The sequence below is a fragment of the Geodermatophilus sp. FMUSA9-8 genome (assembly GCF_037034165.1).
Lineage (GTDB): Bacteria > Actinomycetota > Actinomycetes > Mycobacteriales > Geodermatophilaceae > Geodermatophilus > Geodermatophilus nigrescens.
The window spans coordinates 339,525-360,536 of sequence record NZ_JBAGKE010000001.1; the positions used below are offsets into that span (position 1 = coordinate 339,525).

The following is a 21,012-nucleotide window of genomic DNA, read 5'->3' on the forward strand; positions in this document are numbered from 1 at the left end:
CCCGCCGCCGGGCCCCCGACGGGTCCGTCAGCGCGGCGCGTCGGGTGGGTCGAAGCCGGGCGCGTCCCAGGCCAGCCCGTCACCGGGGCGCGTCTTCGGCCGGCGGCCCAGGACCCAGGCGTCGGCGAAGAGCCGCTCGGTCCCCGTCAGCCGGTCCCGGACGTCGTCGGGCAGCTCCGGCTCTCCGATGCCGAGGACGCCCGGCGCGGTCGGGAGCGCCGCCCGGGCGTCGTCGTCGCACTCGACGACCGCGAGCCGCGGGGGCAGGTGCTGGACCAAGGTGACCGCACGGCCCATCCGGTCCAGCACCTGCCCCACGTCATCCGCGACCACCAGCAGCATCGGCACCGGTCAGGGTCTCCTCGTCGGCGCGGGGCTGCGGGATCCCGACCGGCCCGGCCTCCGCCTCCGCCCCGGGCGGCTCCGGCGCGCCGGCCACCGTGACGACCTGGGGCACCAGCCAGCGCTGGTTCGGCCCGCCGTGCCAGTCCCACTGCAGGATCTGCGCGCCGTTCCCCTGCGACGCCCCGGCCACGTCCAGGGCCCGTCCGCTGTGCCGGGCGGTGATCCGGACGTTGCCGTCGCCGAGCGCGTTCACCGCGAACTGCTGGTTGGGCCCGCCGTGCCACGGCCACTGCAGCAGCCGGGCACCGTTCGCCGTCGACGAGCCCTCGACGTCGAGCACGAGGCCGCTGTGCTGGGCGACGATCCGGTACCAGCCGCCCGCGAGCCGCTCGAAGCGGAAGGCCTGGTTCGCCCCGCCGTGGTACGGCCAGGCGACCACCAGAGCGCCCCGGGTGGTGGACCCACCCGAGACGTCGAGGACCTGGCCGCTGTGGGCCGCGGGGACCGGGGAGGTCAGCAACCAGCGCTGGTTGTCGCCACCGTGGTAGTCCCACTGGATCAGCTGCGCGCCGTTGGCGGTGGAGGACCCGGTGACGTCGAGCGCCCGCCCGCTGTGCCGGGCGGTGATCCGCGCGTAGCCGTCCCCGACGCCCTCGATCCGGAACTGCTGGTTGTTCCCGCCGTGCCAGGGCCACTGCAGCAGCCGGGCACCGTTCGCCGTCGACGCCCCCTCGACGTCGAGCACCTTCGTGCTGTGCAGCGCCACCAGCCGGTACCAGCCGTCCCCGAGGTGGTCGGCACGGAACGCCTGGTTCTCGCCACCGTGGTAGGGCCACTGGATCAGCAGCGCGCCGTTCGCGGCCGACGCACCGTTGACGTCGGCCACCTTGACGCTGTGCTTGGCGACGATCCGGGACGGCATCCAGCCGAGGTGGGCCGGGGTGACCGGGCACATGGTGAAGTCGTTGCCCTTCATGAGGCACGGGATCCCGCCGCCCGGCGCGCACCGCTCGCAGTTGAGGTTGGGCTTGCCGAACCGGCCCCAGGACCCGCCGCAGTCGCAGCCGCTGCCGGCGTACTCGTCGGGGCAGCCGAAGACGTGCCCGGTCTCGTGGGCGAAGACGCGGTCGATGTTGTCCGGGCCCCAGCCGTCGTTGTCGTAGTGCATGACCACCCGCGGGCCGCCGATGGACGCGTAGGCGAAGTGCCGCACCGGGTACTTCACGAAGAAGGCGCAGTAGGCCCACCGGCTGTTCACGCGGGTGCGGAGGTCGCGGACGTAGGCGCCGACCCCGCCGAAGTCGGCGGCGAAGCCCAGGGCCGCCATCGCCGGGTTGCGCCAGCGTCCCTCGAGGTCGGGGTCGGCGGGGTCCGCCGAGACGCCGACCCGGACGACCCGGACGTCGTAGACGAAGCTGACGCCGGCGGCCGGGTTGGCGGTGGCGAGGTAGCTGAGCCCGTTCTGCACCTCGGCCACGACCTTGGCGCGCTCGGCGGCGCTGAACTGGAGGTCGGCGCTCGGGCCCTCGACCATGATCACGCCCACGGCGACCCGGCCCTCCAGGTAGGCGCTGGTGGGGGCGCCGGGCGGGACGGGTGCGCCGGCGTCCTCCGGCGCGGCCGCCTCGCCCTCGTCCGTGCAGCTGTAGTCCATGTCCCACGGCTCACCCTGCCGCGGTCGCTGCGCCTTGGCCGAGGCGTACTCGTCCGACAGGCGGAGCTGGAGGGCGCGCAGCCCGAGCGCCTCGGTCTCGCTGAGCTGCGCCAGCAGCTCGGCGGGCACCTCCGCAGGCGGAGCGGCAGGCGCTCCGCTGGGATCGGGGGACGGCGTCTCCACGCGGATGCGGTCGCCGTACTCGTGCAGGACGCGCCCGGTCGGTACCGCGGCTGCCGCGGCTCCGGGCTGGTCTGCGTCGACGACGACGAGTCGCTCCTCCAGGGGCAGGTCACCAGCCATGTCTTCCTCCTCGTGGGCTGTGCGGACCGGTCGAGGGTCGCCGGGAGCCCGTCACCGCCCCGTCACGAGCGCGTCCGCTCCCGCGATCCGTCTCGTCCCGCGCCCGGTGCCCGCGTCACTACGCTGGGCCCGGCCGTGCCACCCGGCAGTGAGGGGGACGTCCGTGGAGCCCGAAGCGGACGGGGACGACGCCGTCGCCGCGCTCGTCGCCCGGGCCCTGGCGGGTGACTCCTCCGCCTGGGACCGCCTGGTCGAGCGGTTCACGCCCCTCGTGCTGTCGATCGTGCGCCGTAACCGGCTGCAGGACGCCGAGGCGCAGGACGTCGTCCAGACGGTGTGGCTGCGCCTGGTCGAGCACCTCGGCGCCGTCCGCGAGCCCCGGGCGCTCCCCGGCTGGATCGCGACCACCGCCCGCAACGAGTGCTCCCACGTCACCCGGGGCCGGCCGCCGGTCCCCTCCGCCGACCTCGACGCCCACGGGCCGGCCGACGGCTCGCCCGGCCCGGACCGGGACCTCCTCGAGGGCGAGCGGCACGAGGCCCTCCTCGCCGCGCTCTCCGAGCTGCCCGAGCGGCAGCGCCGGCTGCTGCTGCTCCTGATCGAGGACCCGCCCGTCCCCTACGAGGAGGTCAGCCGGCGTCTCGGCATGCCGATCGGCAGCATCGGGCCGACACGCGCCCGGGCGATCGCACGGATCCGCGCCCACGCCGCGGTGCGGGCCCTGCTGGAGGTCTGAGGCGACCACCTCAGAAGCGCACCCACTCGGTGACGACGTCCCCCGACGGCGTGGTGCAGCGCAGCCGCGCCGGCCCGGTCACCGTCCGGTCGAACCGGAACCGGCCGAACTCGTCGGCCTCGGTGCGGTCCACCTCGCCGTCGGGATGTAGCAGCGACACCTGCCCGGGACCGGCCGGGACCAGCTGGCCGACCAGGCAGTCCTCGTCCCGCGCCACCTCGACGGACGCCGTCCGCCCCTCGAAGACCAGGTCGCGGGGACCGGCGGAGCTCCCACGCACGCCCGCCGCCTCGTCGACGAGCGAGTCCGACGCCAGGGCGGCGAGCTCGGCGTCGACGGTCCGCCACGAGAAGGCGGCGCGGGCGGCGTCGGTCATCGACGCCGTGGGCGTGCCCGCCCCGCGGACCGCCGCACGCAGCTCGTCGAGCAGGTCGTCGTCCCCATCCGTTCCCGGTGCCGCCACGTCCCCCGCCTCCCTCGCCACCGCGGTGGTCCCGCAGGGGCATGGTGCCCCGCGGCGCGGTGGGCGGCCAGCACCGGCCGCGGCCGTGCCGCTCCTCATCAGAGGCCGGACGCGAGCTCCTGATACCTGCTCAGCCGGCCCCGTAGGCACCGAAGGCGCACCAGTGGACGAACTGGCGCGGGTCGGCGACGTCCAGCCGGCCGCGGGCGGCGTGCAGCGCGTCGGCCACGGTCCGGCCGTCGGCGAGCCCGCGGTGCACCTCCGCCATCAGGTCCACCGACTCGACGTCGCCGACGGCGACCGTGCTCGCCAGGACCCCGGTCGTCCCCCGGGCCAGGAGCGCGCTGACGAAGCCGAGCAGCTCGTCACCGGCGTAGGCGACGTCCGCGGCGGAGTCGCAGGCGGCGAGCACGACCCGCCGGGGCGCGATCCCCCGGCGGTCGAGCTCGTGGACGGTCAGCCGGCCGTCGGCCAGCTCCAGGGAGGAGAAGGTCGGGTTGTCCGCGCGCAGCCGGCCGTGGCAGGCCAGGTGGGCCAGCCCCGCACCGGCCAGCGCGTCGGTGGTCGCGGCCACCGTGGCCGCCTCCCCGCTGAGGACGGCGGGCCGCGCGTGGCACCGGCCCACGGCCTCGACCTCGGCGACCGCACCCGGCAGCCGGGGGCCGGCCACGAGCACCACCGTACCGGCGTCCCGCGGCGCGGCCGGCTCCGGACGGGCGAACAGCGCGGCCGACGGCGTGGCGGTCACCGGTGCGCCGTGCAGCGCCGCCCAGGGCACGCGGTGCGTCCGCCCGTCGGGGACGACGACCAGCGGGACGTCCGCGGGCACCTCCAACGGCTCCAGCAGCAGGCCCGCCAGGCGCCGCAGGCCCTCGTCGGCGCTCGCCCGAGCGGCGGCGAGCGCGGTCGCGCGGCCGGGGCGGACGAGGCGCCGGAGCGCGAACAGCAGGCCGTCGCACTCGGCCCGCACGGCCCGGGCCGGGCCCAGGTGGACCAGGCGGCTGCGTCGGCCGTGCAGCACGACGGCGACCAGGTCGTCCTCCACCGTGGCGAACGAGGCCAGCGCGCGGCCGTCGAGCCGCCGGCGCAGCTCACCGGGCGTGCACCCGGGTGCCCGGACGGCTCCCGACCCGGACCGCCGCCAGGTGCTGCGCCGCACCCGGGCCTCCGCGGCGGCTTGGCGGGCGCGCAGCTCCGCCGGCTCCTCGCCGGTCTCCCGCAACGCCTGCGCCAGCTCGGCGTGGACGAGCCGGAGCTCGGCGAGCTCGTCCTGCAGCCCAGCCGGTGCCGGAGGCTCGACGTTCACCAGGGCCGCGGCCCGCGTCCGCTCCATCCAGCCGAGCACGCGCAGCGGCGAGCCGGTGTGCAGCAGCGCCTCGAGCCCGATGCGCCCGAGCTCGACCCCGTGGCCCGAGGCGAGCGCACGCAGCTCGGTCGACCCGAGCGCGGCGCGGTGCCGGGCCAGGTCGGCCAGCCCGGCCCGGCAGTGCCGCAGGGCGGCCTCGTCCCGCCCGGCCAGCCGCTCGGCGGTGGCGCCGGCCAGGTGCCCGCGCAGCCGCAGCAGCACCGGGCCGCGCCGGCTGCGGTCCCGCGCCACCTCCAGGCAGCGCCGGGCGACCCGGGGGCGCTCCAGCCGCGCGGCCAGCCGGCCTGCGGCCAGATGCGCGGCCGCGGCGGCCGTCGGCATGCCCGACCGGTCGAGGTACCCCGCAGCCCGCGCCGCGCGCCGCACCACGTGGACGTCGGCGGCGCCGTCGAGGAGGGCCGCCTCGGCGGCGAGCACGGTGGCCCGGGCGGCCCAGGCGGTGCGCCGCTGCCGGCGGAACAGCCGCTCAGCGTCGTCGGCGGCCGCCCGTGCCGTCCCGGCGTCCCCGGCGAGCAGCGCGGTCTGGGCCACCGTCAGCCGGGCCTCGGCGGCGAGGAGCAGGACGCCCTGGGCCTCGAGGTCGGCGGCGGCGCGGCCGGCCAGGTCCCGCGCCTCCGGCAGCAGCCGCAGCTCGGCCAGGACGTCGGCGTACTCCATGTGGTACTCGCCCAGCGGCACGCCGGTCTCCGCGAACAGCTCCGTCGCGCGGTCGAGCTGGGACAGCGCCTCCGCGAGCCGTCCGCTCTGCGCCAGGACCAGGCCACGGTTGTGCGCCACGAACGCGTACATCGAGGGCCCGATGCCGGCGGCCAACTCCTCGGCGCGGTCGAGGTGGCGCAGGCTCTCGTCGAACCGTCCCCGGGAGGCGGCCACCAGGGCGAGGTTGTTGGCCGCGCTCCCCCGGTTGTCCAGCGTCGCGGCCGGGTCGTCCACGACGCGGCGGTAGGACGCGGCCGCCGGCTCCAGGCGCCCGAGGTTGTGCAGCAGCACGGCGCGCATGAACTCGGCCTCGGGGACCGACCGGTCCGCCCCGGCCACGGCCCGGTCCAGGTCCCGCAGGGCGACGGCGACCTGGCCGAGCTCGAGGACGACCGCCGCCCGGGTGACCAGGAGCTCCGCGAGCCGGTGCATGAGCCCCGCCCGCCGGGCCAGCCGGACCGCCTCGTCGAGCAGCTGCAGCGCCCGCCGGTTCTCGCGACGGGCCCGGGCCGCCCACGCCACCGCCCGCAGGCCGACCACGAGCGCCTCGCTGTCGGCGGTGCGGCGGGCGGTCTCGACGACGTCGGCGGCGGTCCGGTCGAAGCGCCGCGGGTCCCCCACGACGCCGTCGTAGGCCTGCTGCGCACGTATCAGGAGGGAGCCGCTCGGCTCTTCCCGTGTGACGCCGGTCACCGGGACCATTCTGCTCCGGATCCGGCGCAGCGAGGAGGAGATTTCCGATGGCGGCCCTGGAGCCCTATCCCCACGCACCGGCGGACCTGCGGGACGACGAGCAGATCAGGACCCAGCGCGACGTGGTGCGCAGGCAGATCGCCGCCTGGGAGGCAGCGCTGCAGGACGACGCCGCGCGCAGGAAGCAGCAGGTCGCAGCCGCCGAGGACCTCCGGGACCGCCGGTGCGGCCTGGCGATGACGCAGCTGCTGCTCCACGACGACGAGTTCCCCGTGGACCCGGACCGAGTGCTGGTGCGCTCCGGCGACGCAGACCAGGCGACGCGTGACCTGCGCGGCCTGGGGGCCGGATACGCGCCGCACCCGGTGCCGGTGCGGTCACCCCGGCTCCCGGACCTCCGCGTGCTCCAGGACGTCTGCGCCGGCCCCCGTCGTACGGCGCAGGCGTACAGCTCCGCCGCGCTCCGACTGTGCGGGGCCACGGCGCAGCCGAGCTACGCCGTCATGCTGGGGGCGATCCGGAAGGCCGTCGGCGGCCCCGAGCTCTCCGGTCCGCCGGAGGGCGGGCGGTGGTCACGGCCCGGGCAGGAGGTCCGCGGCCCCCGCGTGGTGGTCATCGACAACGGACTCAGCGCCGAGCAGCGCGCAGACGGCTGGTTGCAGGGCCTGGCCCGCACCGACAACCTCGACCTGCTCGACGTCGTCCCCCGCGACGAGTTCCTCGACCGAGGCGCGGGCCACGGCACCTTCGTCTGCGGCATCGTCCAGCAGGTGGCTCCCGGCGCGGACCTCGACGTGCGACGCGCGCTCGACACGGAGGGGGTCGGGGAGGACGTCGAGGTCGGGGAGCACATCGTGCGAGCGGCCGAGGACGGCGCCGAGGTCGTCAACCTGTCGCTCGGCCTCGTCACCCCCGACGGCAAGCCCCCGTTTGCCCTCCTGGACGCGGTCGGTGAGGCCATCGAGATCGCGAGGAGGCGGGGGACCCACCTCCTGCTGGTCTGCGCCGCCGGCAACGGCGGCGATGACCGGCCGTGCTGGCCCGCTGCCCTCTCGGGGAGGTCCTACTTCCCGGAGCACGTCGTCTCCGTCGCGGCCCTGCGCCTCGACTACCGCGACGAGACCCAGGTCATCGACGCGCGCTGGTCCACCCGCGGTGACTGGGTGACCTGCTCCACGCTCGGGCAGGGCGTCGTGTCGACGTACGTGATGGGGACGGAGTCACGGGAGTACGACCCCCAGGGCCCGGAGACCTTCGGCGCCGACGCGTGGGCGACGTGGAGCGGCACCTCCTTCGCCGCACCGCAGGTCACCGGGGCGATCGTCCGGCTGATGCAGGAGCATCCGGAGGTCTCCACGGCCAAGGAGGCGTGCGACCGGCTGATGGGCCACGGCCGGCGACTGTTCCCCGGCTACGGGGTCTCCGTCCGGATCCTGCCCGTCTGAGCTCACGGCCGAGGGCCGGTCCCCCGGGACGCCTCCCGGGGGACCGGCCCTCACCGCGCGGGACGGGTGCGGTGCACGGCGACGGTCGCCGCGCCGGCACACAGCGGGACCGCCTCCGCCACCAGGCGCCACAGGTCCCCCCGGTCGAGGACGGCGTCGCCCCACGTGTCGAAGCACCGTGCGCCGGCGACGAGCAGCGCCTTGGTCGCCGCGATCCGCTGCTCGACCAGGTCGAGCCGGCGCCGGGTCGAGCAGCCCGGCGGCAGTCCGCCGCCGGGCCCGCCGGGGAGCGTCCTGAGCCCGCCGAGGGGCATCCGCCGCTCACGCAGGACCCGGCCGGCCAGCGGCGCGAGGACCTCGGCGGCGAACCGGGGCAGGTACTCGTCCGCGAAACGCGACGCGGTGTCCGCGGCCCGGTCCTCCTGCAGAGCGGAGGGTCGCCCGCCGTCGGCACCGCACAGGTCGGTCTCCCGCCCGAACGACCGGTCGAGCCGGAAGGCGTTCTGCAGGTGGACCACCTCGGCGAGGGCGCCGAGCCAGGCGTCGTGGAGTGCGCGGACCCGGGTGACGGCGGGACGCACGAGCGGCCCGACGTCGGTGGCCGCGAGCAGGTGCGTCAGCCCCGAGCGGCCGGCGTGGGCCCGGTCGAAGGCGGCGGTGGCGTCGAGGCCGGCATGGCCTCGCAGCACCGCCGCGCCGCCGGGGTGGCGGCGCACGAAGCCGGCGACGTCGTGCACGCGGCCGCCGATCGCCAGCCACCAGCCGTGCCCGTCGTCGTTGTGCTCCGCGAGGTCGGCCACCGAGATCCCCCGGCCGGCCGGGCGCGGGGGGACGCCTGCCGGAGCGCGCGTCCCCGGCGAGGGACCCCGCTCGTCGCGGGACGCGGTGAGGGCGCTGTCGACGGTCTGCCAGGTGAGCTCCCGCGGTGACCCGGCGAACCCGCCGATGGTCAGGCCCCGGCCGACCATGAAGGCGACGGACAGGTAGCCCGACACCCGGCGCCGGTGCCGGCCGAGGAAGCCGTCCGCCCCGGCGTACGCCTCCCGCACCGCCTCGAACGAGGCGACGACGCCCGGCGCGGACCGGGAGGCGACGTACCCGGCGACGGGGACCTCCTCGACGGCGTCGAGGAGCCGGCGCCAGTGCGGCGGGGAGCTGCGGCGGTGCAGCAGGATCTCCCGGCCCAGCTGGCTGTCGTGGCGCTGCCTGCCGAGGAGGGCGTCGAGCAGGGTGAACACCGGCGACGCCGTGCCGCTCGGCCCGAGGACGCCGGGGGCGAGCGGCACCGCCAGCGGGGCCACCGTCTTCGCCCAGACGACGGGGTCGACGCAGGTGCGGCCGTCCGGGCGCGGGTCGATGAGCCGCAGCGCCCGGGTCGCGGCGCGGACGGCGGCGGACACCCGGTCGAGGGCGTCGCGCAGCGCCTCGGCGTCGTCGTCGAGCACCGCCTGCTGGGCGTCGGCCGCCGCTCCGACGACCGGCGCGCACCGCGCCAGGATCTCCACCTGTGCGAGGTAGAAGACGCGCTCCTCCTCGTTGCGCACGGCGGGGACGAGCAGGCGGAGGTCGTCCGACACGAGCGGGAGGGCGTCCCGGCCGTCGGCGAACCGCCAGTTGTGCACGATCAGGTCGGGATAGGTCAGCACCGGGTCCGGCGCCCGCCCGAGCCGGCGGCGGACCTCCGCCCACGGCTCAGCGACGCTCGCGGGGAGGGCGGTGGGCCGGGGTGCGTGGCAGTGCCAGTAGCTGTGCCCGAGGAGGCCGAGCACCGTGGCCGCGCGCTGCAGGGCCGCGTCGGGCAGCGCGTCGGGGCCGGCGGGCAGGACCGGCATCCCGTCGAACGCCGGGCGGACGGCGAGGTCGCGGAAGAGGTCCGGCAGTTGCGCCGCCGCCTCGTCCCAGGCGGCGTGGCTCGCGGGCAGGCGCAGCAGCGGCGGGCGGGTGGGCAGGAAGCCCCGGCCGGCCGACAGCGGGCCCAGGTGCTCCTGCCCCGCGCTGCCGTCGCCCCCTGCGGAGGCGAGGACCCGCGCCGCGGGTGCGGTCCGGTGCGCGTCCATGGCGGCTCCTCGGGGTGCGGCCCGCCGGCGGCCGGGAGGCCACGGCGACCGGCGGATCCGTGCTCTCCCGGAGCAGAGGCCGGGGCCGCCGCCGCTGATACGGCCGGGCCCGACCCCGGTGCGGCGTTGCCCGGCCTCACCACCCAGGAGACGGCCCTGACACCGGTGTCGCTCTGATCCCGGTACTGGCCGACGGCGCAGGGACCAGGCGAGGCGTGCGTCGTCGTGGAGTTCCGCTCCGCGAACACGGGTGTCCTCGCCGCCGGGGCAGGCCTGCTGGCCATCCCGCCGAGCGGGCTCAGACCGGCGGCCTGGCCGGCACTCCGGGCCTAGGAGAAGCGTTCGCAGCCGGTTCCCTCGACGACGTCGCCGCGACGCTCGAGGGACGTCCTGTCGGCCGGGACTCGGTCGTCCCCTCCGCCCTGTGGGACTGGCGGAACCGCCCCCGCGACGTCTGATCCGCGTTCACCGCGAGTCCACGCGGGGTGGCTCACCGATGCCGCCGCGACGACACGGACGTCGACCGCGCCGGATCCGCGCGAAGAGACCTGTCCCGCCGTGTCCAGGACCGATTCGATCGACACCTCTTCGGCCTCCACGATCGGGAGGGGCCATGACGGCTCGCCTCTTCCTCAGCCACTCCTTCGCCGATGGCCGCGACGCGGCCGAACGCATCGCGGAGGACCTGGCCGTTCGCACTCCGGACTGCGCGATCTGGTCACCGACGCAGGAACTGCGACTGGGCCACAGCTGGTTCCAGCAGGTCGCGCAGGCGTTCCGGACGATCGATGCCGTCCTCCTCGTGATGACGGAGGACGCACTCCGCGATGACTCGCAGTGCCGCACCGAGTGCATCGTCGCTCAACGCGAGGGTGTGCCGGTCGTCCCCGTCCGGGTGGACGGCGACGTCACCCTCTACCCGCGCTTCGTCCTACCCCAGGTGGTCTGGGTGGACCTCGTGCGCGATCCCGACGAGGGACTGCGCACGCTGGTGCGGGAGGTCGACCGCGTCGTCCGCCACGGAGCCGCTCGGCAGGTGGTGCCCGAGGTGCTGTGGCGTGCCGCGGCTGGCCCGGTCGTACCTGACGGCGGGGTCTTCGTCGGCCGTTGGCTGGTCACCCGTGACCTCCGCCCGGGTGAGCGAGCCGCCGTCATCCCGGACGCGGTGCTCGTCCTCCAGTCGAACAACCGCTTCGAGGAGCGTGTGACCGGCCGCCTGCTGGGACGCCTGAGCCGTCAGATCGGGTCCTGGGGATACGACCCCCGCCTGCAGCGCGTCACTCTCGTCGAGAGCCGGAGCCACCTCAAGGTCCTCCAGATCGACGGCAGCTACGGGCCCAACGTCTTCGGGGGGACCACCGGTGGTCGGCGCTTCCGCGCCCAGCGGATGCTCGAGCTCTAGGGCGGCCGTGCGGTCCTCGTCAGCAGTGCGGCGGGCTCTCCGCGAAGGTCATCCGCTCGGTCGACACGAAGCCGCCCGGCAGCGGCTGCTCGAGCCGCGCCCAGTCATCCGTCACGCACGCGACGACGAGTCGGTCGCCGGGCCCCACGTCACCGATGTCCGCGGTGCTCGTCGACGGCCCCTCGCGGACGTTGTACAGCCCTGCCACGGAGGCCGGGACCCCACTCGAGAGGAGAGCGGGGGCCGCCAGCCAGACGGCGAGGGCCGTCGCACCGACCACCGTGACCGCCGCGAGTCCGCCGCGCCACGGGACGTGGCGCACGGGATCCACCTCCTCCCCCGTGTGCCCGTGGTCCGACCCGGCGTACGGCGGCGGGGCGCTCAGGGGTGCCACCGTCGGCGCTGGTGCCAGGTGCTGGGGCGCGTGCTCGAGTACACGGTGTGCCCGCGCCAGCAGCCACCGGCTCTGTGCCCGGCTGGCCTTGAGCAGGGTCTGCGTGGGGGCCGGGCCGCCCCTCCCGGCCGGCTGCGTCTCGACCTCCAGGTAGTAGTCGGTGAGGGCCAGCGGGACGGTCTGCGACCCGAGTCGCGCGTTCGGGGACCGGACGTCCATGCGCTGCCACGCTGCGCGCACCTCCCCCTCGAGGTAGCGCACGTTGCTCCAGGGATCGGCCAGGAGGACCACCCGTGACACCGGGAAGGTGTCGACGATCCGCTGCAGCTCGTACTGGGTCCCCTTGTTCTTCGTCCGGTACCCCGAGAGGTCGAGCACGACGAGATCGGCACGTGCCAGCAGGTGGTCCAGCGCGGTCTGCCAGGAGTCGGCATGGCAGAAGATCGAGTCCACCGGGTAGGCGCCGAACCGGTCGAAGGTCCAGACCGTGGAGCCCGCGACGGTGTCGAGCGTGTGCCATCCCGGCCGTTGCGGTTCGGTCAGCGCCCGGTCGAGCCGCCTCCTGAGGTCCTCCGGCGAGCTGACGAAGAGCGGGCCGAGCGCCCCGGCCCGCCTGACCGCCCGGAACTGTGCTGGGCTCATCGCCGCCGCGCTGCGCAGGAGGTGTACGTGACCGAACTCCCGCCAGGCACCACGGACGAACGTACGGGCGCGTGGCTGGTTCTCGAAGACCCGGAGATACACGATGGACAGGGGCGGGCGTCCCAGCACGTTGCTCGTCTCCGTGACCCGCCGGAGGGGACCCGGCCGCTGCCGGAAGCGCGGCGGACGAACGATCTGCACCCGGAGGGGTGGCGGTGTCGAGACGAAGGGGCCGCCGGTGACCACCTGTCCCGGCGGTAGAGCGGGGCCCAGGGCCGGGTCCCGGGAGAGCCGCACGATCCGCCGCATGGTCCGCCATCGGCGGCCGTTGACCACCGCGGAGGCGATGAGGAGGACGGCGAGGCCGGTGCCCCCCAGGATCGCCCAGTCGGGCACCATGGAGGACGGACGCGGCACCGCGGGCGGCCAGTAGTCGCTCCGCAGGAGGAGGCCGGCCCCGACGGCGCCGATCAGGCCCACCGCCAGCAGTCCGTGGACCACGGTCGCGACGGCCCGGCTGGGCTCGATGTAGTGGACCCCGCGTTGGAGCATGCCTGCACGTCCTGACATGGGGACTCCGTTCGGACCTGCTCCCCGCGGGCCGAGTGGGGAGCACCAGCGCCGGCGACGGTAGGAGGACGGGCGTCACGGCCCCGTCACCAGCGGCGGTCCCCGCGTCGGCCGGACCGGCGAGCCTGCTCGGGAGGGGCGCGACCCCGCTCAGGCCGTGGGGTCGAGGCGGTCGATGAGGCCATCGAGCCATGCCACGTCGATGCCTCGGGCGGCCCGCGCATCGCGGATGAGGCGGAGGTTGCCGGCCGTCGTCCTGCGCTGCCACCGCTCCGGTGCGTGGCCCTGGCACTCGCCGAGTGCGCGCCGGGCTCGATCCCCGTCGTCGTCCAGTACGGCGAGCTCCAGGCGAGTCGCGGACACCCAGTAGTCGGCCGCCTCTGCCCGGGCCCGCTGCTCGAGGGCGAAGCGGACCACGGGCAGCAAGTCGTCCTTGCGGTCCAGGCTCGCCGGTGTTCCCTGCACGTCGAGCAGCGTCACGGCGTTCACGCCCGGGTAGTAGTCGCGCCAGTCCGCCTCGAAGCCGCGGACGTACTGGTCCACCGCCTTCTCCAGGAGGACCGCGGCCAACAGGTCCTCCCCTGCAGCGGCGACCTCGGCCCAGTGCGCCTTGTACACCCGCCCGCGCAGCCCGTACGTCTCGGACGATGGCCCCCACTCCCGCTCGAGCTCGTCGAGCATGGAGAGAGCGGTGGCGCGTCGCTCGTCGCGCTCTGGGTTCGTCGGGTCCTCCGCCAACCGGTTGTGGGCGAAGGCCACGAGTTGCCTGACGGCGGCCTGGCGGCGCAGGTGCCGGGGCATGTCGTCGTACACCTCGAGCATGGAGCGCCAGTCGTCCAGGGCCCGGTAGGCCAGGACGAGGTCGATCCACACGCCGAGGTCGACCGTGTCGCTCCGGCGCATGCTCGCGTGGACCTCGTCCAGGACGGCGCGAGCCTCCGCGTCCGCGGTGCCGGCCATCCGCCGGACGGTGTCGAGCCGACGCTTCAGCGCCTCACCCTCCCGCACCTGCCCGCGGAAACTGCTGGCCGCCTCGGCCGGCAGCTGCTGCGGGCGCCACGCCGAGACCAGCTGGAAGAGGGGGCTGTCGGGCGCCTCGTCCTGGCGCGCCAGCTCCTGGAGCGAGGTCAGGTGCGCGGCGGTGCTCGCGCGCAGCCGCTCGGCCGCCTTCCCCGTCAGCTTGTTCTTAGTCGTCAACTGATAGCGCTGTGTGCGGAGCAGGGCGACATCGAAGGGCAGCGGCTTCTGAGCGGCGTACACCGTGAGGGTGGTGCGTGGCCGTGCGGCGTGACGGATCCCCAGCTCGTAGAGGACGTTCGGGTTGGCCGTGGTCAGGTCGGCCACCGCGAAGTCGCAGAGCAGCAGCCGCTCGTACATGGCCTGGTGGATGATCCCGCCGAGCTTCTCCTCGTCGGCTCGTATCGGGGTCATCCCCGCGTCCTCGATCCCCGGTCGCAGAGCCCGCCGGTAGACGGCGTCGAAGTCGATCGCCGCCCCGCCGGCCGGATCGGGCTTCTTACCGAAGGGCATGAGGACGAAGCACAACGGACGGTCGGACATCGCCGGCTCACCTCCTGCGCCGGACGGACCGGGTCACGGCGCCGCGGCCGCCTCTGGCCGCCCGGGTCCCAGCCTGCACCGGAGAGGACCGGAGTGGTCCGGTCCCCGCGATCGCGGTTGAGGGACGACACCCTGATGACGTCCGGACGCACATCAGCCAGGGTGCTGCGTGTCGCTCGCCACCGAGCGCAAGGAGGGCCTCCGATGTCCGACTCCCCCGTCGTGGTCGCTGTCAGTGGACACATGGTGGACACCCCCGACCGCGAGGAACCACGCTTTCCCGCCGGACAGGTCGCGCGCGTGGCGCGCGAGGTCGACGAGGCGTTCGACACCTGGGGTGTCGGCCCCGGGACGACGATCGTCTGCGGGGGGGCACGTGGCGCCGACCTCCTCGCTGCCGAGGCCGGGCTCCGTCGAGGCGCCCGGGTCCGCCTGTGCCTGGCCCTGCCACCCGGCGAGTTCGAGAGACGCTCCGTCGACCTCCCGGATACCGACTGGGTCACCCGGTTCCGCGCGCTCCTGCAACGGAGCGAGGTCGAGGCGCCCTCGGCGGGCGAGGCGACGGCCGACGGCGGGGACCCCTTCGCCCGGGCGAACGCCCGTCTGGTTGCGGTGGCCCGCTCGATGACCGAGTCCCCGCACGCGCTGCTCGTCTGGAACGGGCGACGTGGCGACGGCCCCGGGGGAACCGCCGACTTCGTCCGCCGGCTCGGCTTCACCGGCCCCGGCCCTCGCGTCCGGGTCATCGACCCGACGCCCCGCCGCTACGAGGAGCGCCAGGACGCTCCGGGCGCGAAGAAGCTGCTGGCCCTCGACGGCGGTGGGATCAGAGGCGTCCTGACGCTGGAGGTGCTCGCCGAGCTGGAGCAGCAGCTGCGGCGGCGCCGCGGTGAACCCGATCTCGTCCTGTCGGACTACTTCGACTACATCGGTGGGACCAGCACCGGCGCGATCATCGCTGCGGCCCTGGCGATGGGGAAGACCGTGACCGAGGTGCAGGAGCGGTACGCCGCCCTCGGTCGCAAGGTCTTCCGGAGGCGCTTCCTCCCGATGCGTCTCCGGTCGCTCTACCGGGACGGACCGTTGACCGAGGAACTCGAGAGGTTCTTCGGAGCGGGGACCACCCTGGGCGACCGGGAGTTCCGGTCCCTGCTCCTCGTCGTCCTGCACAACACGGTCACGGACTCACCATGGCCGCTGAGCAACTGCACGCGGGCCCGGTACAACCAGGCCGACCGTTACCTGTACGACGAGCCGGACCGCAACCTCGACCTCCCGTTGAGCACCCTCGTGCGCGGCAGCACCGCAGCCCCCGTCTACTTCCCGCCACAGAGACTGCGAGTGGGCAGACACGAGTACGTCTTCCAGGACGGCGGGATGACGCCGTTCAACAACGCCGCCTTGTTGCTCTTCCTCATGGCGACGCTGCCGGAGTACGGCCTGTGCTGGCCGGCCGGCGAGGACGAGTTGCTCGTGGTGTCCGTGGGTACGGGGTCGGCGGCGTCCGTGCATCCCGGGCTCCACCTCCGACGGGTCGGGCTGCTGTTCAACGCGTCCAACTTCCCGTCCGTCTTCATGCGGGGAGCCTCCGTGGGCCAGGACCTCGTGTGCCGGTCGCTGGGGCGGACCCGGGCCGGATCGGCCCTGGACCGCGAGTTCGGCGGGCGGCTGGGCGCGGTCGCGCCGGGTGGCCGGAACCTGTTCACCTACCTGCGCTACGACGCCGACCTGGGCGACGACGCCGTGGGGGCGCTCGCCATCCCGGCCCGTGACCGGGGGCGACTGCGCAAGCTCGACGCCGTCGGCGCCATGTCCCACCTCCGAACGGTCGGCCGGCACGTCGCCCGCGGGATCGACCTCGAGACACAGTTCGCGGGCTTTCTCTGAGGAGCGCCACGGGCACCGGAGCCTCAGTTCGGGTAGTCCCAGCCGACCACGTTGCCGCCCTGGACCACCGTGACGCGCACGTTCGTCCCGCCGTTCGGCAGGCCCGTGGCGGAGCAGTAGGTCGTCGCGCCGACGGTCGCCTCCAGATCGCCGCAGGTGACCGTTCCCGGCTGGTGCCCACGCGACACCAGGTCGTCGTGGACGCTCCGCGAGACGGTGGCCGCCGGGACGACACCCGAGCCTCCGCCCCCGTTCCCCCCTGGGGTGTCCCCGCCGAGCGACACGGCCGCCCAGACGCCCAGCGCGACCAGGCCGACGGTCGCACCCCCGATCCACGCGAGCACCTTGGTGACCCTGGACCGTGCGACACGTCCGGGCTGAGGCGGTCCGGCCTGCCATCCTTGCCAGGCCGGCCTCTGCCGGGGGGCTCCGGACAGCGCATGTCGGGCACGCTCGGCCGGGCCCTGCAGGCTGTTCTCGTGCTCGATGAAGCGCCGGAGGAGGTCGGCCGCGGTCGCCTTCTCCTCGGGATCGCTCGCCCGCAGGCCCGTGGTCAGGTCGGTGACCATGCGCTCCTGCAGGTGGGGGTCGGCGACCAGCGTCGCGATCCTGTCCGCGATGAGGTTCAGGTACGACAGCGGTGGCGGTGGTGGCGGCGGGAGCGGGTGGGGAAGCGGTCGCGACCGCGGCAGCTGACCGAGTGATTGTGCGAGCCGTGCGGTCGCGGGGCCGTCCCGGACCGTGTAGTCGAAGAAGTGGACCTGCGCGGACGCCGAGGGCAACCCCTGCATGCTGACCGGGGCCACCAGGACCGGGAACAACTGCCTGTCCAGGGCGAGCGCGTACTGACGTTCCAGCGTGCACGCCTTCGACGCCAGTGACGCCGGTGAGGTCACGGCGAGCAGGACGTCGCACTGCTGGATGCGTCCGATGATCTCGTCCCACCACCGCCCTCCGGAGTGTGCGCCGGCATCCGTCCAGGGCTCGTGCCCCAGTGATCGGAGTGTGTCGCAGAGCTCATCCACGACCGCTCGGTCCTCGCGGGCGTAGGAGATGACGATCCTCACCGGTCGACCTCCGGACGGTGCTCCGCGGTCAGCGGACGTGGTGGACAGCGGCGCTGGCCATGCTGGGCATCCGGCGTCACCGGTCCGTCACCGCGCGGGTCCGCGTTCCGGCCCGGACGACGCAGCACGGCGCGTGCCCGAGGCTGCGGCGGACGACGCCGTGACACCTGCGTGACGGCGCGGTGACGGTGCCCCGGCGACGCTGAGCGGCGACCCGGAGCGGGTCGCCCACCACTTCTGCCGGAGTCCGATCCCGATGACTCGCACGCCCGCGGCGCCGGCCGCCGTCTGCTCGTTCATCCCCGACCACGTCCTCCGCGCCGTCGCCGAGCGCGGGAGCCCCGAGCAGCGCCGCGAGGCGCTCCGGGCCCTGGCCGCCTCGACGACGATGCGTTCCCTGCGCACCCAGGCCGAGGCCCGCAGGTCCGTCCTGCCGCGGTCGGCGATGCCGGAGATCACCACCGCGCTCGCGCCGCCGACGAAGGAGCGGATCGTCCGGGACGCCCGGAGCACGCCGGACCTGCGGGGCCCGATCATCCGGACCGAGGCCGGACCGGCGAGCGCCGACGAGACGGCCGAGGCGGCATTCGAACGCCTCGGCGCCACGTGGGACTTCTTCTTCCAGGTCTTCGCGCGCAACTCGATCGACAAGGCCGGGATGCCGATCGAGGGCGTCGTCCACTACCGCCGCGACTACGACAACGCGCTGTGGAACGGCTCGCAGATGATCTTCGGCGACGGCAGCGGTCGCCTGTTCACGCGCCTCGCCCACTCGCTGACGGTGTGCGCCCACGAGCTGAGCCACGGGGTCGTGCAGTACGACGGGCCGCTGGTCTACCAGGGCCAGTCCGGCGCGCTCAACGAGTCGATGGCCGACGTGCTCGGCGTCCTCGTGGAGCAGTGGTCGCTCGGGCAGCCCGTCGAGCAGGCGGACTGGCTCGTCGGCCGCGAGATCCTCGCCCCGGGGGTCACCGGCAAGGCCCTGCGGTCCCTGGTGGCGCCCGGCACCGCCTACGACGACGACGTGCTCGGTCGCGACCCGCAGCCGGGCCACATGGACGACTACGTCGAGACCGACGAGGACAACGGCGGGGTGCACGTCAACTCGGGCATCCCCAACCGCGCCTTCGTCCTCCTCGCCCAGCGGCTGGGCGGCCGGGCCTGGGAGGACGCCGGGCGGATCTGGTATGCCTCGCTGGGACACGAACGGCTGCTGCCCACCGCCACGTTCCGCCAGTTCGCCCGCATCACGCGCGTCGTGGCCTCCACCGTCTTCGGCGCCGGCAGCCCGCAGGTGTCGGCGGTCGAGGAGGCCTGGGATGGCGTCGGGGTCCAGCTCTGAGGCGGTGCGCGTGCACCTGCGCCGCACCGGGGGCCTGTTCGCGGGTGCCCGGCTCGAGGTCGAGGCCGGCCGGGACGACCTCGACCCGGCCGGCGTCGCGGCGCTCGACCGGCTGCTCGCCGGTGCCCGCCCGGCCGTCCCGCCCGCTCCGGGCGGGACGGCCGACGGCTACCGCTACGACCTCACGGTCCGCCGCGGCGGGCAGGAGGTCGTCTCCCTGCGCCTCGGTGAGCTGGAGCTTCCTCCCGAGCTCGTCCCGCTGGTCGACGCGCTCGAGCAGCGGGCCCGCGACGAGCGGGGCTGATCCTCCCGGCCGGGCCGCCCCGGAGCAGGGGCGCCGGGCCCTCAGGCGGGACGGGACCGCCGCGGCGGCAGGGCGCGGCACGCGGACCCCCGGGAGGGCCGGCCGGCGGCCCGGGGGCCGGCGGCCTCCGCGTCGTGCGGTCCGGCAGGCACCGCGTGGTCCTGCGGGCCCCGGACGCGTGCCAGGGCCTCACGGAAACCCCGCTCGTACCAGCGGGGGGCGTTGAGCACGACCCCGGCGGGTGCGGCGCCCGCCGCCGCGTCCCACACGAGGGCGGCGAACCGCTCGGGGTCGAGACCGCGGCACCACGGACCCACGGCGGCCGGCTCCCCGGCCGGCTCGATCTCCGCCGCGAGGCGGCCGTCGGCGCGCCCCAGGGCCAGCGCGGCCTCCAGGGCGCGCAGGAGAGGTGTCGACGGGACGTGCTCGCTGGTGGTCATGACTGCCTCCGGACACCTCGTCGGACCGTGGTCCCCGCTCGCGCCGGCCCCTCGGGGCTGAGCGGCCGACGTCAGGAGGAGGTGGCGCCGCACCGCGGTGATACGGCGGAGGCACGGCGAGGGGCCGGTCACCACCGGATGTCGGGGAGGCCGTCCACCGGCTCGCGCTCCCCCACCAGCCCGGGCAGCACGGGCAGGTCGGCCGCCCGCAGCACGTCGGGGAAACGCAGCCCGGTGCGGGCCTCGATCTCCGGGAGCGCCACCTGGAACACCCGGAACTCGTCGAGGTCGAGCAGCGCGATGGGGTCGAGTGCCTGCGTCAGCAGGAAGGCCCGCGCCCGCAGCTCCCCGTCCGCGCGGAAGGCCAGCACCTTCCAGTACTCGCGCGGCAACCGCACCCCGCGGTACAGGCGGTCATCGGCGGCGAGGACCGGCCCGCCGAAGACGCTGACCCGCAGGTCCTCGACGTCGACGTCCGCGAAGACGGCGTCCTCGAGCCGGCCCCAGACGCCGTCGCGCCGGCTCTGGTTGAAGTCGTCGAGTTGCGGCGCGATGTTGGTGAAGTAGAACGAGTCGCGGTTCGCCGCCTCGGCGATGGGCAGGTCGCCCCAGACCAGGTCGGCCCGGCGCGCGATGTGCCCCCGGTCCAGGCGGTTGCCCGCGTACAGCTCGTCGCCCACCTGCAGGTGCCCGGCGACCTGCGGGTCCCGGGCGAAGCGGAGACCCCGGCGGCTGAGGGCCTTCAGGGCGCCGCCGTCGACGTTCCAGGCGACCCACAGCGCGAACCGGCGGGAGGCGCTCATCTGCAGGGAGAAGTGCACGTGCTCCACGACGGTGCCCCCGTCCGTCGTCGGGGCCACGTCGGCGAGGACCGCGGCACCGGGAGCGGGGGCCGGCACCGCGACGCCGAGGAAACCGGGGTCGTACCCGACGCCGGCCCGCACGGTCGCGCCGTCGCCCCGGACGGCATCCCGTGGAACCGCGTGCCCCTGGAGCGGCCCGCGAGGGTCGACGGGCTCCCGGTCGAGGAGGAACCGGATCGACACCTCCGGCACACGGCGAGCCCCGACGGTGCCGTACCCGATCCCCAGGGAGGTGAGGTGGAGGTCATCCAGGGACGCCGGACCTCCGGCCCGGAGCAACCGCCGGAGGGCGGCGAGCAGCTCTCCGGGCGGCACCGGGACCGGGTCGGTCCCGCCGTCCTCGCGGACGTCTGTCGTGTGGGTGGACACCGGGGCCTCCTCCGCGCCGATGGGCTGGACGGACCGCTGCGGCGACGCTGTTCCTCAGGCCCCGGGCGGCAGCTCCCGCAGGGCCGCGCGGGGCACGTCGACGGCCAGTCCCGACGAGGTGACGGCACGGCAGCGGTCGTCGCCCGCGTGCAGCACGGCGACCCGCGTCCCCGCCGGCAGCACACCATCGGGGCCGCGGTCCCCGCCGGGCCGGTCGAGCGTGAACGGCTGGTCGACGACCAGCTCGTGGGTCAGGGGCTGCGGCACCGGCCGGACGACGTTCGTCGCCGGGGGCAGCGCCTCCGCCCCGAGCACGACGAACCCGGGCCGGCGGACGGCGGGCTCCTCGCGGGCGCCGTCCCCCGGTCGCCCGCGCCCGCGGCTCCCGCCGTCGCTCACCGGCGCCTCGTC

Annotated in this window: 17 protein-coding genes; 6 read left to right on the top strand and 11 right to left on the bottom strand. The window is 75.3% G+C overall.

Annotation, left to right across the window (positions count from 1 at the left end; all coding sequences use genetic code 11):
• Nucleotides 1-27: 27 nt before the first annotated feature.
• On the bottom strand, nucleotides 28-348 hold the full coding sequence (locus tag WA616_RS01620; protein ID WP_336026706.1) for a hypothetical protein: 321 nt from the start codon (nucleotides 346-348) through the stop codon (nucleotides 28-30).
• Nucleotides 320-2,302, bottom strand: coding sequence for an RICIN domain-containing protein (locus tag WA616_RS01625; protein WP_336026707.1), 1,983 nt, complete (start codon nucleotides 2,300-2,302; stop codon nucleotides 320-322). The genes WA616_RS01620 and WA616_RS01625 overlap by 29 nt, the downstream gene beginning before the upstream one ends.
• A gap of 163 nt (nucleotides 2,303-2,465) precedes the next feature.
• Between WA616_RS01625 and WA616_RS01630 the strand changes: the two genes are divergently transcribed.
• On the top strand, nucleotides 2,466-3,038 hold the full coding sequence (locus tag WA616_RS01630; RefSeq protein ID WP_336026710.1) for an RNA polymerase sigma factor: 573 nt from the start codon (nucleotides 2,466-2,468) through the stop codon (nucleotides 3,036-3,038).
• A gap of 10 nt (nucleotides 3,039-3,048) precedes the next feature.
• Here WA616_RS01630 and WA616_RS01635 read toward each other — a convergent pair whose 3' ends face one another.
• On the bottom strand, nucleotides 3,049-3,501 hold the full coding sequence (locus WA616_RS01635; protein WP_336026713.1) for a hypothetical protein: 453 nt from the start codon (nucleotides 3,499-3,501) through the stop codon (nucleotides 3,049-3,051).
• A gap of 130 nt (nucleotides 3,502-3,631) precedes the next feature.
• Nucleotides 3,632-6,259 carry a CHAT domain-containing protein gene (locus WA616_RS01640; protein WP_336026714.1) on the bottom strand — a complete coding sequence of 876 codons (2,628 nt, stop codon included), beginning with the start codon at nucleotides 6,257-6,259 and terminating at the stop codon, nucleotides 3,632-3,634.
• 47 nt (nucleotides 6,260-6,306) lie between these two features.
• Between WA616_RS01640 and WA616_RS01645 the strand changes: the two genes are divergently transcribed.
• Nucleotides 6,307-7,704, top strand: a complete 1,398-nt coding sequence (locus WA616_RS01645) for a S8 family peptidase (RefSeq protein ID WP_336026716.1) — start codon at nucleotides 6,307-6,309, stop codon at nucleotides 7,702-7,704.
• A 50-nt stretch (nucleotides 7,705-7,754) separates the two neighbouring features.
• Here WA616_RS01645 and WA616_RS01650 read toward each other — a convergent pair whose 3' ends face one another.
• Nucleotides 7,755-9,761 (bottom strand): cytochrome b5 domain-containing protein, encoded by a 2,007-nt coding sequence (locus tag WA616_RS01650; protein ID WP_336026719.1) that lies wholly within the window; start codon nucleotides 9,759-9,761, stop codon nucleotides 7,755-7,757.
• 613 nt (nucleotides 9,762-10,374) lie between these two features.
• On the opposite strand from WA616_RS01650, the gene WA616_RS01655 reads away from it, so the two are divergent.
• Nucleotides 10,375-11,163 carry a toll/interleukin-1 receptor domain-containing protein gene (locus WA616_RS01655; protein WP_336026721.1) on the top strand — a complete coding sequence of 263 codons (789 nt, stop codon included), beginning with the start codon at nucleotides 10,375-10,377 and terminating at the stop codon, nucleotides 11,161-11,163.
• Nucleotides 11,164-11,182: 19 nt separating this feature from the next.
• Here the strand turns inward: WA616_RS01655 and WA616_RS01660 are convergent, their stop codons facing one another.
• Both WA616_RS01660 and WA616_RS01665 read right to left on the bottom strand, forming a co-directional pair.
• Nucleotides 11,183-12,751: an SH3 domain-containing protein gene (locus tag WA616_RS01660; protein WP_336026723.1), complete on the bottom strand. Its 1,569-nt coding sequence runs from the start codon at nucleotides 12,749-12,751 to the stop codon at nucleotides 11,183-11,185.
• A 168-nt stretch (nucleotides 12,752-12,919) separates the two neighbouring features.
• Nucleotides 12,920-14,329 carry a TRAFs-binding domain-containing protein gene (locus WA616_RS01665; RefSeq protein ID WP_336026724.1) on the bottom strand — a complete coding sequence of 470 codons (1,410 nt, stop codon included), beginning with the start codon at nucleotides 14,327-14,329 and terminating at the stop codon, nucleotides 12,920-12,922.
• A gap of 204 nt (nucleotides 14,330-14,533) precedes the next feature.
• On the opposite strand from WA616_RS01665, the gene WA616_RS01670 reads away from it, so the two are divergent.
• Nucleotides 14,534-16,216 carry a patatin-like phospholipase family protein gene (locus WA616_RS01670; RefSeq protein ID WP_336026727.1) on the top strand — a complete coding sequence of 561 codons (1,683 nt, stop codon included), beginning with the start codon at nucleotides 14,534-14,536 and terminating at the stop codon, nucleotides 16,214-16,216.
• Between the two features lie 23 nt (nucleotides 16,217-16,239).
• On the opposite strand, the gene WA616_RS01675 is transcribed toward WA616_RS01670, so the two are convergent.
• On the bottom strand, nucleotides 16,240-17,283 hold the full coding sequence (locus WA616_RS01675; RefSeq protein WP_336026729.1) for a toll/interleukin-1 receptor domain-containing protein: 1,044 nt from the start codon (nucleotides 17,281-17,283) through the stop codon (nucleotides 16,240-16,242).
• Nucleotides 17,284-17,539: 256 nt separating this feature from the next.
• On the opposite strand from WA616_RS01675, the gene WA616_RS01680 reads away from it, so the two are divergent.
• Both WA616_RS01680 and WA616_RS01685 read left to right on the top strand, forming a co-directional pair.
• Nucleotides 17,540-18,625 (top strand): M4 family metallopeptidase, encoded by a 1,086-nt coding sequence (locus tag WA616_RS01680; protein ID WP_336026731.1) that lies wholly within the window; start codon nucleotides 17,540-17,542, stop codon nucleotides 18,623-18,625.
• Nucleotides 18,603-18,929: a protealysin inhibitor emfourin gene (locus WA616_RS01685; RefSeq protein WP_336026733.1), complete on the top strand. Its 327-nt coding sequence runs from the start codon at nucleotides 18,603-18,605 to the stop codon at nucleotides 18,927-18,929. Before WA616_RS01680 ends, WA616_RS01685 begins: the two co-directional genes overlap by 23 nt.
• Nucleotides 18,930-18,970: 41 nt before the next feature.
• Here WA616_RS01685 and WA616_RS01690 read toward each other — a convergent pair whose 3' ends face one another.
• The 3 genes from WA616_RS01690 to WA616_RS01700 all read right to left on the bottom strand — a co-directional run bounded on the left by WA616_RS01690 (nucleotide 18,971) and on the right by WA616_RS01700 (nucleotide 21,000).
• Entirely contained in the window at nucleotides 18,971-19,369 is a 399-nt protein-coding gene (locus tag WA616_RS01690) for a hypothetical protein (protein ID WP_336026735.1), read from the bottom strand.
• A 128-nt stretch (nucleotides 19,370-19,497) separates the two neighbouring features.
• Nucleotides 19,498-20,313, bottom strand: coding sequence for a DNA/RNA non-specific endonuclease (locus WA616_RS01695; protein ID WP_336026737.1), 816 nt, complete (start codon nucleotides 20,311-20,313; stop codon nucleotides 19,498-19,500).
• A 342-nt stretch (nucleotides 20,314-20,655) separates the two neighbouring features.
• Nucleotides 20,656-21,000, bottom strand: coding sequence for a hypothetical protein (locus WA616_RS01700; protein ID WP_336026738.1), 345 nt, complete (start codon nucleotides 20,998-21,000; stop codon nucleotides 20,656-20,658).
• Between the last annotated feature and the right edge of the window lie 12 nt (nucleotides 21,001-21,012).